The organism is Streptomyces sp. NPDC018045, from assembly GCF_044327445.1.
Classification (GTDB): domain Bacteria; phylum Actinomycetota; class Actinomycetes; order Streptomycetales; family Streptomycetaceae; genus Streptomyces.
In genome coordinates this window covers 687,666-700,625 of the sequence record NZ_JBIRFL010000003.1, presented here as the reverse complement: position 1 = coordinate 700,625, position 12,960 = coordinate 687,666, and the positions used below count along the sequence as shown (strand labels likewise).

General features: G+C 72.9%; 6 protein-coding genes and 1 tRNA gene. All 7 read right to left on the bottom strand.

Annotation, left to right across the window (positions count from 1 at the left end; translation table 11 throughout):
• Positions 1 to 36: 36 nt before the first annotated feature.
• Positions 37 to 2,097 (bottom strand): glycosyltransferase family 2 protein, encoded by a 2,061-nt coding sequence (locus ACH4EB_RS10750; RefSeq protein WP_398347026.1) that lies wholly within the window; start codon positions 2,095 to 2,097, stop codon positions 37 to 39.
• A 343-nt stretch (positions 2,098 to 2,440) separates the two neighbouring features.
• A tRNA-Thr gene (locus tag ACH4EB_RS10745) sits at positions 2,441 to 2,514 on the bottom strand.
• 59 nt (positions 2,515 to 2,573) lie between these two features.
• Positions 2,574 to 4,166 carry an alpha/beta hydrolase gene (locus ACH4EB_RS10740; protein ID WP_398347025.1) on the bottom strand — a complete coding sequence of 531 codons (1,593 nt, stop codon included), beginning with the start codon at positions 4,164 to 4,166 and terminating at the stop codon, positions 2,574 to 2,576.
• Between the two features lie 325 nt (positions 4,167 to 4,491).
• A complete protein-coding gene (locus ACH4EB_RS10735; protein ID WP_398347024.1) occupies positions 4,492 to 5,721 on the bottom strand; it encodes a DNA polymerase III subunit delta' in 1,230 nt (409 codons plus the stop codon).
• A gap of 383 nt (positions 5,722 to 6,104) precedes the next feature.
• Positions 6,105 to 9,374, bottom strand: a complete 3,270-nt coding sequence (gene tmk / locus ACH4EB_RS10730) for a dTMP kinase (RefSeq protein ID WP_398347023.1) — start codon at positions 9,372 to 9,374, stop codon at positions 6,105 to 6,107.
• Positions 9,375 to 9,439: 65 nt separating this feature from the next.
• Positions 9,440 to 9,700: a hypothetical protein gene (locus ACH4EB_RS10725; protein ID WP_398347022.1), complete on the bottom strand. Its 261-nt coding sequence runs from the start codon at positions 9,698 to 9,700 to the stop codon at positions 9,440 to 9,442.
• Between the two features lie 8 nt (positions 9,701 to 9,708).
• A complete protein-coding gene (topA, locus tag ACH4EB_RS10720; protein WP_398347021.1) occupies positions 9,709 to 12,591 on the bottom strand; it encodes a type I DNA topoisomerase in 2,883 nt (960 codons plus the stop codon).
• Positions 12,592 to 12,960: the final 369 nt, after the last annotated feature.

Below are 12,960 nucleotides of genomic sequence, written 5' to 3'. Positions count from 1 at the left end.
GCTTTCTCTGCACTGCGGGACCGGGACGCGGTGGGACTAGGACGCGGTGGGCAGGCCCGCGCCGGTGGGGACGGGTTTGCCCGGGCCGGGGGTGGCGAGTGTTCCTGAGCCGGTGACGACGGGTGCGGCCGGACCGGTGAGGGCGGGTGCGCCCGGACCGGTGAGGGCGGGTGCGCCCGAGTCGGTGGTGACGGGTGCGCCCGGGCCGGTGGTGATGGTCTTGCCCGGGCCGGTGATGGCGGGTGCGCCCGGGCCGGTGGTGACGGCTGTGGCCACGACCTGGGCGGCCGTGCGCCGGGCGCGGGCAAGGCGGACGCGGGCGGGCCGGGCGCGCCGGCTCCAGCGCCACAGCGCCGGCGGGGCCAGGGCGATGACGAGAGCCATCAGGGCCCAGACACACATGGCCACCTGGGTGTGGCCGAGCAGCGGAGCGGCCAGCAGACAGCCGGCGAACAGGGCGGCCCACGCCAGATGGGTGGTGAAGGTCCGCCACGTATCGGGGCTCGCGGTGTCCCCCTTGGCGGTGACCACGAACCCGGCCTTACGGCGCAGCACCGCCGCGACCAGCGATCGCGCGTACAGGGGGGCGGACAGCGCCGAGAGCGCCATGCCGACCGCGCCGGAGGACCCCTGGGGCTCGTGCGGGCTGACGTTGTGCCGGCGGTTCCACAGGTACAGGCCGATCTGCAGGGCGGCCGCGTCGCTGTAGAGCATGAGCCACACCTGCGACTCGATCTGGATGCCCGAGGCGCCCAGCCCCAGGAACAGCAGGCAGGACAGGCCGCCCAGCATCCAGTTGACGGCCGTCAGCGGATAGTAGGCGATCATGAGGGCGTAGTTGAGGATCCGTCCGGCCGGGAGGCTGAACACGGCGCGCGGGAACTGGCGGCCCAGGGTCTCGTAGGTGCCCCGGCTCCAGCGCAACTGCTGGTTGAAGAAGTCGCTCCAGGCCGCGGGGCCCTCGCCGACCGCCAGGACGTCCGGGGTGTAGACCGAACACCAGCGGCGCCCCGTGGCCGGGTTGCGGTGCCGGTGTATCTCCATTCCGGTGGCCATGTCCTCGGTTATCGAGTCGTACAGGCCGCCGACCTGCTTGAGTGCGCTGATGCGTACGCAGTTGTTGGTACCGACGAACATCGGGGACCGGTAGGCGTTGCCCGCCCGCTGGATCAGGGCGTGGAACAGGAACTGCTGGCTCTCACAGGCGCGGGCGAGCGCACTGTCGCAGTTGCCGTAGACCTGGGGCCCGACGACGAACGCGACGTCCGGATCGCGGAAGTAACCGAGCATCCGCTCCAGGAACTCGGGCAACGGCACGTGATCGGTGTCGACTCCGGCCATGAATTCGTAGGCGTGACCGTGCTGGTCCAGCCAGGCGTTGTAATTGCCGTGCTTGGTCCGGGCACGGAACGGCCCCGACGGCTGGTTCCAGTTCACGACGTTCTTCCGGGAGAAGTGCCGCACCCCCAGTTCACGGCAGAGCCGCCGCGCCTCGGGCGAGTTGCCCTCGTCCAACAGCCAGACGTCCACCCGGCCCTCGTGGCGTACCGCGCGCGCACCCCGCAGCGTGGCCCGCACCATGGCCAGGGGCTCTTTTCCGGGCACGAAGCTGGTCAGCAGGGCCACCCGGCTGCCGGGCCGCGGCCTCACCGGGACCGGGTCACGGGCCATCAGGGTGGCGTGCGCGTTGGACGCCACATTGACCAGACGGAAGGTCTCCAGCAGCCCCAAGGATATGAGCATGACCAGGTCGGCGCCCCGCTCCCAGGCGCTCACGCCCGGACGGTGCACCCAGTGCTGCGGCTGCATCAGCCACACCAGCAACCCCAACGAGACCAGTGGCGCACCGGCCAGCAGCAGCGCCGTGCCGATCCGGTGGCGTCCCGAGCCCAGCAGGCTGCGGTAGCGCACCCGGTAGGCGGCTCCGTCCGCGCCGGGCACCGGGTCGGTCAGCGGACCGGCCAGCCGGCTGAAGCGCGGGTAGTCGTACGGTCCCTCCACGGGCTCGACCGGACCGGGAGAGGTCGCGGCCGGGGCCGGAAGGGCTGGGCGGCGACGCCGCGAACGGCGCCGTGAGCTGTACTGCGTCGTCGACATGGGACGGTCCCCGCATGCTCGGTCTGTCGCCTCACGGCAGACAGATAGGGCAATCAGGAAAAAAGCTAACAAGGGTTTACGAAGGGGGCCTCTCGGAAGCCGCCATCCGCCCTGCCGAAGCCGAGACCCCACCCGGCACCGCCCACCCCAACGCCCACCGCCCGCACGCCGACAGCCGGCGCACCGCCGCCACCTACGCCGCACGGGAGACGCCTCCCGGCCGGACACCGGGACCGAAACGGAGACCACCAACAGCAGAACCGAGCCGACTCGGCAGCGCCGCCACATTCGGCGCACGAAAAAACCCCAGCCCAGACAAGGTCTGAGCTGGGGTCCCCAACGGAGCCGCCTAAGGGAATCGAACCCTTGACCTACGCATTACGAGTGCGTCGCTCTGGCCGACTGAGCTAAGGCGGCGTGGTGCGGAGCCCAGTCTACACATCGGTTGGGGGTGGTCCGAACCGGGTTTGGAGGGCTCAGGAGCAGTGTTTGTCGGCCGGTGGGGGTGTGCCGTCCAGGAGGTAGGTGTTGATGGCGGTGTCGACGCAGTCGCTGCCGCGGCCGTAGGCGGTGTGGCCGTCGCCCTCGTAGGTGAGGAGGGTGGCGGAGGAGAGTTGGGAGGCGAGGGAGCGGGCCCAGGGGTAGGGGGTGGCCGGGTCGCGGGTGGTGCCGACGACGAGGATGGGGGCGGCACCCTCGGCGGTGATGCGGTGGGGCTCGCCGGTGGGCTTGACCGGCCAGTACGCGCAGTTCAGGGCGGCCCAGGCGAAGCTCTCGCCGAAGACCGGGGAGGCCTTGCGGAAGGCGGGCAGGGCGGCGCGCACCTCGTCCGGGCCGGAGAAGGAGCCGGGGACGTCGAGGCAGTTCACGGCGGGGTTGGCGAACATCTGGTTGGCGTACGTGCCGTCCGGGTCGCGCTCGTAGTACGAGTCGGAGAGGGCGAGCAGGCCGTGGCCGTCGCCCTTCTGGGCCTGGGCCAGGTATTCGCGCAGAACGGGCCAGGCGCCCTCGTCGTACATGGCGGCCGTCACACCACTGGTGGCGAGGGACTCGGTGAGGGTGCGCGGGCTGCCGGTCGGGGCGGGGTGGGCGTCGAGTTTCTTGAAGAGGTCGCTGAGGCGGCGGCCCGCCTCTTCGGGGCTGCCGGTGCCCAGGGGGCAGTCGCGCTTGTGCGCGCAGTCCTTGGCGAAGGCGGTGAAGGCGGTGTTGAAGCCGGCGGTCTGGTCGAGGTTCATCGTGCGGGCGGGCAGCGACGGGTCCATGGCGCCGTCGAGGACCAGGCGGCCGACGCGGGAGGGGAAGAGGCCGGCGTAGGTGGCGCCGAGGAAGGTTCCGTAGGAGGCGCCTACGTAGGTGAGCTTGTCGTCGCCGAGGACGGCCCGCAGGACGTCCATGTCGCGGGCCGACTCGACGGTCGAGACGTGGCCGAGACGAGCGCCGGAGCGGGCCCGGCAGCCCTGGGCGAAGCCGCGCTGGGCGGCGACGAGGCGGTCCGTCTCCGCGTCCGAGTCGGGGGTCTGGTCGACGCGGGTGTAGTCGTCCATCCGGGCACTGGACAGACACGTGACCGGCTCGCTGCGGGCCACGCCGCGCGGGTCCATGGCGACCATGTCGTAGCGCGCCCGCACCGCGTCGGGCTGCGGCGCGTACTGCTGGAGGTAGTCGATCGCCGAGCCGCCCGGACCACCCGGATTGACCATGAGGGAGCCGAGGCGGCCGCCCGGGCCGGTGGCCTTCTTGCGGGAGACGGCCAGCTTCAGGTCGGTGGCGGCGCCGGGGTTCCGGTAGTCGAGGGGGGCCTTCATCGTGGTGCACTCGAAGCCGACGATGCCGCACTCGCGCCAGGTGAGCTTCTGGTCGTAGTACGGGCGGAGGCCGGCGGGGACGGTGGCGGGGAGGGGCTTGAGGGTGGCCGTCGCCGCGCCGCGGCCGGCGCCCGTGCCACCGTCCGTCGGCTGCCCGGACGCCGCGGCCCCGGGCGCGGAGCCTCCCGAGGAGCAGCCGGAGACGAGCAGTGCGGTGGCCGTCAGGACGGTTCCGGCGGTACGGAGCAGGCGGCAGGTGGCCATGGGCGGTCCCTCGTCCCTGAGTCGTCGGCAGCGCAAACAGCAGCAACAGCGGCGGTAGCGACAGCAGTGGTGACGCCGGTGGCGACAGCAGCGGTGGCGACAGTCGGCAATGGACGGAGCGTATCCGTGCCGAGACGGTGCGTGGGGGCGGGTGCCCTCGTACGGGTGAGAGCAAGAGCCGGACATCGGACGGGCCGCGCCCTCTGCGGACCGTGATCCGGGCCGGGCGGTCCTCACCCTCCGCGGGCCGAAATCCCGGCCGGGCGGGCCTCACCCGAGCGCCGGAAACCGGGCGGCTCCCCTGAAGGCCGGACCCCGGGAGCCCTCAGCCCTGGCGGAGGGCCGCCGTCATCGCCTCGACCGCCAGGAGCGGCGCCACGTTGCGGTCGAGGGCCTGGCGGCAGGCGATGACCGCTTCTATCCGGCGCAGTGTGCGCTCCGGGGTCGAGGAGGAGGCGATGCGCCGGATGCTGTCGCGGACCTCGTCGTTGGCGAGCGGGACCGTGGCACCCAGTTGGACGGCCAGGACGTCGCGGTAGAAGCCGGTGAGGTCGGTCAGGGCGAGGTCGAGGCTGTCGCGCTGGGTGCGGGTGGAGCGGCGCTTCTGCTTGTCCTGGAGCTCCTTCATGGCCCCGGCCGTACCGCGCGGCAGCCGGCCGCCCGTGCCGGCGGCGGCGCCGAGAGCGGCGCGCAGCTCCTCCGTCTCCCTGGTGTCGACGTCTTCGGCGACCTGCTTGGCGTCCTCCGTCGCGGCGTCGATCAGCTCCTGCGCGCCCTTGAGGCAGCCGCCGATGTCGTCGACGCGCAGGGGCAGTTTCAGTACGGCGTCACGGCGGGCCCGGGCCCGCTCGTCGGTGGCCAGGCGGCGGGCCCGGCCGATGTGCCCCTGGGTGGCGCGGGCGGCGGCCGCGGCGGCCTGCGGGTCGATGCCGTCCCGGCGTACGAGGACATCGGCGACGGCGGCGACCGGTGGCGTACGCAGGGTCACATGCCGGCAGCGGGAGCGGATCGTGGGCAGGACGTCCTCGATGGAGGGGGCGCACAGCAGCCAGACCGTACGGGGGGCGGGCTCCTCGACGGCCTTGAGGAGTACGTTGCCCGCGCCTTCGGTGAGGCGGTCGGCGTCCTCCAGGACGATGACCTGCCAGCGGCCGCCGGACGGGGACATGGAGGAGCGGCGGACCAGGTCGCGGGTCTCCTTGACGCCGATCGAGAGCAGGTCCGTACGGACGATCTCGACGTCCGCGTGGGTGCCCACCAGGCTCGTGTGGCAGCCGTCGCAGAAGCCGCAGCCGGGGGCGCCGCCTAGCGCGCGGTCCGGGCTGACGCACTGGAGGGCGGCGGCGAAGGCGCGCGCCGCGGTGGACCGGCCGGAGCCGGGCGGGCCGGTGAACAGCCAGGCGTGCGTCATCTTGGACGCGCCGGACTGCGCTATGGGGTCCGCGCCGTCCACGGCCGCGCCCTCGGCGGTGACCAGCGCGTCCGCGTCGCGTGCGGCAGCGGCAAGCTGCTCCGTCAGGCGCTCCTGCCCGACCACGTCGTCCCACACAGCCATCTCGCTGCCCGCCGTTCCTGTCCGTCCTGCCCGTGCCGTCGTGCCGCCCCGGCGACGCGCGTTCTTCCGCACCGTCGCGCCGCGCTCGTTCCATTGTGGGGCCTCCCACTGACAGCGCTGCCTCCCGCTGACACCGCGGACGCCCCGGGCAACGGACGAGGACTCCGACGGCAGAGGGCGACCCGGGCAACGGACGAGGACGCCGAGCGGCAGCGAACGACCCGAGGAACGGGCGGGGGCGGGCCGACGCGCGAGGTCTCCGGGCCGCAGGCGGCGCCCGGACGACAGCGGCGCGCCGGACGACGGCGGCGCCCGGACGACAGCGGCGCCCGGACGACAGCGGCGCCCGGCGCCGAACCGCTCGCGGGACCGGCCCGCCGCCCTCAGCCCCGGCGCCCCCGCCGCCCCCGGCCCTGCTGCTCGTCCTCGTCCTCGCGCGAGCCGAGGAGTTCGTCGGCCAGCGTCGGGAGGTCGTCCAGCGGGGTCTCCTCCGCCCAGTCCGAGCGGCGGCGCGGTGCGGGCTCGACCGGTTCGCCGGTGGCCGGGTCGATCTGCGGGAGTTCCCTCGTACGCTCCACGCCGGAGACGCCCGAGGCATCGGACACGCCGGACGGGCCGGCTCCGGTCCGCCGACCCGAACGGAAGTCACGGTCCGAACCGAAATCGCCCTCCGTACGCGCGCCCTCCTCCTTCCGGAACACCCACGCCGGTACGCGGTCCGCCGGATCGTCCCCGCGCCGCGCCCGCTCCCGCTCCCGCCAGTCCTGGTCCGCCTCGGGACGTACCGGTGGCAGCACCGCGGTCTCCTCGGAGGCGGCGTCCCCCGGGGCGTCCCGGTGCTGGGGCAGGACGGTGGTCTCCTCGGCGTCCGGGGACCCGGCCCGCTCCGTACGGGAGTGCTGCTCCAGCCCGGCCATCGGGGTTTCCGTCGTGGGGGCCTCCGCCGCCCGCGCCGCGACCGCCTCGGCCCTGCGTGCGGCCGCGGCCTCCTCCCTGGCCCGAGCTTCCGCGTCGGCCTTGGCCTTGGCCTCTGCTTCGGCCGCGGCCGCCAGCCGTGCCTGCTCGGCGCGGAGCAGCGCTTCTTCGGCCTTGCGCTGCTTCTCCAGGCGGCGTTCCTCGGCCTCCTTGCGCAGGCGTGCCTCTTCCTCGGCCTGCTTGCGCAGCCGTTCCTGCTCGGCCTGCCGGGCGCGCTCCTCGGCTTCGCGCCGCTGACGCTCCTCCTCGGCGGCCTGGCGGGCCTCCTCGGCGCGCTTGCGTGCTTCCTCGGCCTGGCGGGCGGCTTCGCGGGCCTTGGCCTCTTCGATCTCGCGGCGCTTGCGCTCTTCCTCCTCGGCGCGGAGCTTGGCGAGCTGCTCCTGCCGTTCGCGCTCCCGGCGCTCCTCCTCGGCCTTGCGCGCGGCCTCTTCCTCGGCCTTGCGCCGGGCCTCCTCCTCGGCGGCCTTGCGGGCCTCTTCCCGGGCCTTGACCTCGGCCTCGGACAGCGGCAGCACCTGGTCGAGGCGGTGGCGTACGACGGTGGTGACGGCCTCCGGCTCCTGGCCGGCGTCGACGACCAGGTAGCGCGCCGGGTCGGCGGCGGCCAGGGTCAGGAAGCCGGAGCGGACCCGCTGGTGGAACTCGGCGGGCTCGGACTCCATCCGGTCCGGGGCTTCGGTGAAGCGCTCGCGGGCGGTCTCCGGGGAGACGTCGAGGAGCACGGTCAGGTGCGGTACGAGGCCGTCGGTGGCCCAGCGGGAGATCCGGGCGATCTCGGTGGGGGCGAGGTTGCGGCCCGCGCCCTGGTAGGCGACGGACGAGTCGATGTACCGGTCGGTGATGACGACCGCGCCGCGCTCCAGGGCGGGGCGGATCACGCTGTTGACGTGCTCGGCGCGGTCGGCGGCGAACATCAGCGCCTCGGCGCGGTCCGACAGGCCCGAGGTGGACACGTCCAGGATGATCGAGCGCAGCCGCTTGCCGATGGCGGTGGCGCCCGGCTCGCGGGTCACCACGACTTCGTGGCCCTTGCCTCGGATCCACTCCGCCAGCGCCTCGACCTGCGTCGACTTGCCGGCGCCGTCGCCGCCCTCCAGGGCGATGAAGAAGCCGGTGGGGGCCGGGGCCTGGTCCGGGTCGCCGCCGCGCAGGGCTTCGCGCAGGTCGCGTCCGAGGGGGACGCCCTGCCGGTCGTCGACCTTGCCGAGCACCCACGCGGCGACCGGCAGCAGCAGGGCGCCGACCAGCATCAGGGTGAAGGCCGCGCCGCCGTGCGAGAAGACGTTCTCGTCGCCCGCCAGGTGGTGCGGGCCGATGGCCGCGGCCAGCAGCGGCGCGACGATGACGGCCAGCGCGACGACGAGCCGTACGACCGCGTGCAGGTGCTCGGTCGTACGGGCGGCGCGGGGCTCCTCGGTCTCCTGGTCCAGGAGGGTGTGCCCGGTGTTGGCCGCGACTCCGGCGGCCACCCCGGCGAGCAGCATCAGCAGGACGACCGTCGTGGTGTCCGGGACCAGCCCGGCCGCCAGCAGGGCCAGGCCCGTGACGGCGACCGCGAGGGCCAGCAGGCGGCGCCGGGACAGCGCGGGCAGCACCTTGCGCGCGCCGCGGATGCCCGCGACCGGGCCGGCGCTCAGGCCGAGGACCAGCAGCCCGAAGGCGACCGGGCCGCCGCCGAGGTCACCGGCGTGCAGGACCGCGACGGAGACGGCCGCGGCGATCGCTCCGGCCACCGCCGCGCAGGCCAGGACCAGCAGCGGTACGGCGTTCGTACGGCCGCGGTCGACGCCGGCGTCGCTCTTGGGGCGGCGCAGTCCCTCCAGGGGGGACCGCGGGCGCGGGGTCTGCGTACCGGGGAGTTCGAGGAAGTACAGGATCGAGATGGAGGCGGCGAAGAGGCCGGAGGCCACGTACGAGGCGAGCGCGGCCTGGTGGTCGGCGAACCAGGCGATGCCGTTGGCCAGCAGCCTGCTGATCAGTGCGACGACGATCAGACCGGCGGCGGCCAGCGGCAGTGAGACGAAGGCGGTGCGCAGCGACAGGCGGCGCAGGGCGTCCAGGTTGTCCGGCAGCGGGCGGACGGCCGCCGGGCCGTCGGCCCGGGCCTCCCCCCGGTCGGCCGGGGCCGGGGGCGGCGCCGGCAGCAGTCCGGGCGCGGCGCTCTCCCGCGCGACGGTCCAGAAGCGCTCGGCCACGCCGACGACGAAGACCGTCACCAGCAGCCAGATCAGGGCGCTGTCCGGGGTCCAGTCGATCCACAGCGGGGCGACGACCAGCAGCGCCAGCCGCACCCCGTCCGCGCCGATCATGGTCCAGCGGCGGTCCAGCGGGCCGGACGGCGCGGTCAGCGCGGACAGCGGGCCCAGCAGCACCGCCCCGGAGAGCAGGGTGGCCAGCATCCGGGCCGCGAAGACGGCGGCGACGGCGAGGGCCGCGCCGCGGTAGCCGCCGCCGAAGGCCGCCTGGCCGCCGAGAGGCACGTACACCGCCGCTTGCAGCGTCAGCAGTACGAGCACCAGCAGGGCTAGGGCATCGCCGATCGCCCCGACGAACTGTGCGCTCCAGAGCCGCTTCAGTGGGGGGAAGCGGAGCAGGGCTCGCACGGCGCGCTCGCGGGAGTCCGCGACGAGGGCGCCGGATGTGGGGGTCACGACCGTAGGGAGCTCGGCACGCGTCATCCCGCCAGCCTATCGGCCGGATATGACAGGTCCAGCGTCCACCCGAACACACGGGCGGGTGGTTTCTAGTCCGCAAGCAGGATGGCGTCGAAGATCTCGATCACCACGATGACGAGCAGACCGTGTGCCACGACGTACTCGATGAGGAGTCCCGGTGCCACCTGGGCCTTGCGGTCGTCCTCATGCGTGCCGATGTGCGCCGTGGCCCTGTGGTACGGATCAAGGGCGAGCTTGGCCAGCCCACGTTCGAACAGGGCCCGCCGCTCCGGCGCCATGGCGTCCGCGGTCACCTTCGCCTCGACGGTGTAGGTGACGCGGTACGTCAACGTCCCCCTCAGCTCTCCACGCTCTCGGCCGCCGCCTTCTTCGCAGCCGTGGCCGCCGCCGTGGTCTTCTTCGCCGCGGTCGTCTTCTTGGCCGCCGTCTTCTTCGCCGGGGCCTTCGTCGCGGTGGTCGTCTTCTTGGCGGCCGTCTTCTTCGCCGGGGCCTTCTTGGCGGCGGTCTTCTTCGCCGTCGTCTTCTTGGCCGGGGCCTTCTTGGCGGTCTTCTTCTTCGCCGGGCCCTTGGCGCGCTTCTCCGCGAGCAGCTCGTACCCGCGCTCCGGCGTGATCGTCTCGACGTCGTCGTCCCGCCGCAGCGTCGCGTTGGTCTCGCCGTCGGTGACGTACGGGCCGAAGCGGCCGTCCTTGACGACCACCGGGCGCTCGCTGACCGGGTCGGTGCCCAGCTCCTTCAGCGGCGGCTTGGCGGCGGCCCGGCCGCGCTGCTTGGGCTGCGCGTAGATGGCGAGGGCCTGCTCCAGCGTGATGTTGAAGATCTGGTCCTCGCTCTCCAGGGAGCGCGAGTCGGTGCCCTTCTTCAGGTACGGGCCGTAGCGGCCGTTCTGCGCGGTGATCTCGACGCCCTCGGGGTCCTTGCCGACGACGCGCGGCAGCGACATCAGCTTGAGCGCGTCGGCGAGGGTGACGGTGTCCAGGGACATCGACTTGAAGAGCGAGGCGGTACGCGGCTTGACCGCGTTCTTGCCGGTCTTCGGGGTGCCCTCGGGCAGGATCTCGGTGACGTACGGGCCGTAGCGGCCGTCCTTGGCGACGATCTGGTTGCCGCTGTGCGGGTCCATGCCCAGTTCGAAGTCGCCGCTGGGCTTGGCGAGCAGCTCCTCCGCGTACTCGACGGTCAGCTCGTCGGGCGCCAGGTCCTCCGGCACGTCGGCGCGCTGGTGGCCCTCGGCGTCCTTCTCGCCGCGCTCCACGTACGGGCCGTAGCGGCCGACGCGGAGCATGATGCCGTCGCCGACCGGGAAGGAGGAGATCTCCCGGGCGTCGATCGCCCCGAGGTCGGTGACCAGTTCCTTCAGGCCGCCGAGGTGGTCGCCGTCGCCGTTGCCGGCCTCGGAGGCGGCACCGGCCGCCTCGCCCTCGCCGAAGTAGAAGCGGCGCAGCCACGGCACGGACTGGGCCTCGCCGCGCGCGATGCGGTCGAGGTCGTCCTCCATCTTGGCGGTGAAGTCGTAGTCGACGAGGCGGCCGAAGTGCTTCTCCAGGAGGTTGACCACGGCGAAGCTCAGGAAGGACGGCACCAGGGCGGTGCCCTTCTTGAAGACGTAGCCGCGGTCCAGGATCGTGCCGATGATCGACGCGTACGTCGACGGGCGGCCGATCTCGCGCTCTTCCAGCTCCTTGACCAGCGTCGCTTCCGTGTAGCGGGCCGGGGGCTTGGTGGCGTGGCCGTCGGCGGTGATCTCCCGCGCGGACAGCGGGTCGCCCTCGGCGACCTGCGGCAGGCGCCGCTCGCGGTCGTCCAGCTCGGCGTTCGGGTCGTCGGCGCCTTCCACGTACGCCTTGAGGAAGCCGTGGAAGGTGATCGTCTTGCCGGAGGCGCTGAACTCGGCGTCCCGGCCGTCGGACGCCCGGCCGCCGATCTTGACGGTGACCGAGTCGCCGGTCGCGTCCTTCATCTGGGAGGCGACGGTCCGTTTCCAGATCAGTTCGTACAGCCGGAACTGGTCACCGGTCAGGCCGGTCTCCGCCGGGGTGCGGAAACGATCACCCGAAGGCCGGATCGCCTCGTGCGCCTCCTGCGCGTTCTTGACCTTGCCCGCGTACGAGCGCGGCTTGTCCGGCAGGTACGCGGCGCCGTAAAGCTGCGTGACCTGCGCACGGGCCGCGGAGATCGCGGTGTCCGAGAGCGTCGTGGAGTCCGTACGCATGTAGGTGATGAAGCCGTTCTCGTACAGCTTCTGCGCCACCTGCATGGTGGACTTCGCGCCGAAGCCCAGCTTGCGGCTGGCCTCCTGCTGGAGCGTGGTCGTACGGAACGGGGCGTACGGAGAGCGGCGGTACGGCTTGGACTCGACCGAGCGGACCGCGAAGTCGGTGTCCTCCAGGGCGGCGGCCAGCGCGCGGGCGTTGGCCTCGTCCAGGTGCAGGACGTCGCTGTTCTTGAGCTGCCCGTTGGCGCCGAAGTCACGGCCCTGGGCGACCCGGCGGCCGTCGACCGTGGACAGCCGGGCGGCCAGGGTCGCGGGGTCGCTCGGGTCACCGGCCCGCCCCGTGGAGAACGTGCCGGTCAGGTCCCAGTACTCGGCGGAGCGGAAGGCGATGCGCTCGCGCTCCCGCTCGACGACGAGGCGGGTGGCCACCGACTGCACGCGGCCGGCCGACAGGCGCGGCATGACCTTCTTCCACAGGACCGGCGAGACCTCGTAGCCGTAGAGGCGGTCGAGGATGCGGCGGGTCTCCTGGGCGTCGACCAGCTTCTGGTTCAGCTCGCGCGGGTTGGCGACGGCGGCACGGATCGCGTCCTTGGTGATCTCGTGGAAGACCATCCGGTGGACCGGCACCTTGGGCTTGAGGATCTCCTGGAGATGCCAGGCGATGGCCTCGCCCTCGCGGTCCTCATCGGTGGCGAGGAAGAGTTCGTCGGACTCGGCCAGCAGCTCCTTGAGCTTCTTGACCTGGTCCTTCTTGTCACTGTTGACGACGTAGATCGGCTGGAAGTCGGCGTCGACGTTCACGCCGAGGCGGGCCCAGGGCTCGCCCTTGTACTTCGCCGGGACCTCCGCCGCGCCGTTCGGGAGGTCGCGGATGTGCCCGACGCTGGCCTCGACCACGTAGCCGGGGCCGAGGTAGCCCTTGATCGTCTTCGCCTTGGCAGGCGACTCGACGATGACGAGTCGGCGGCCGCCGCCCTGTGCGGTCTCGCTGGTCGGGGACAACTTCGCTCTTCTCTCCGGTCGACGCTGGGGGTAACCCCCCGGGCCGGAGCTCTGGGGGACACTGCGGTGACGCTTGACGCTGCGGAGTGTGACGGTACATCCCGCCCTCGTGTCAAACGGAAAAACCCCGCAACGCCACTCGAACGGTAACCCGACTACATGCCTTCATGCCGCCCGGACCGGACACGCGCCGGTGGCCGGACCCGCCCCGCTCCCGTTCCGCGGCGGGGCCGAAAAGGCGCCGCGGGGCTTCTGACCGGCGGACGGCGCTGGCAGGATGGAAGCTGGCCGAGTCCGCCCACACCCCGTACTGTCCCCTTTGGACCGTCCCCTTTCACCTTTCATCATGCGCCGCCCGTCCTCGCCACA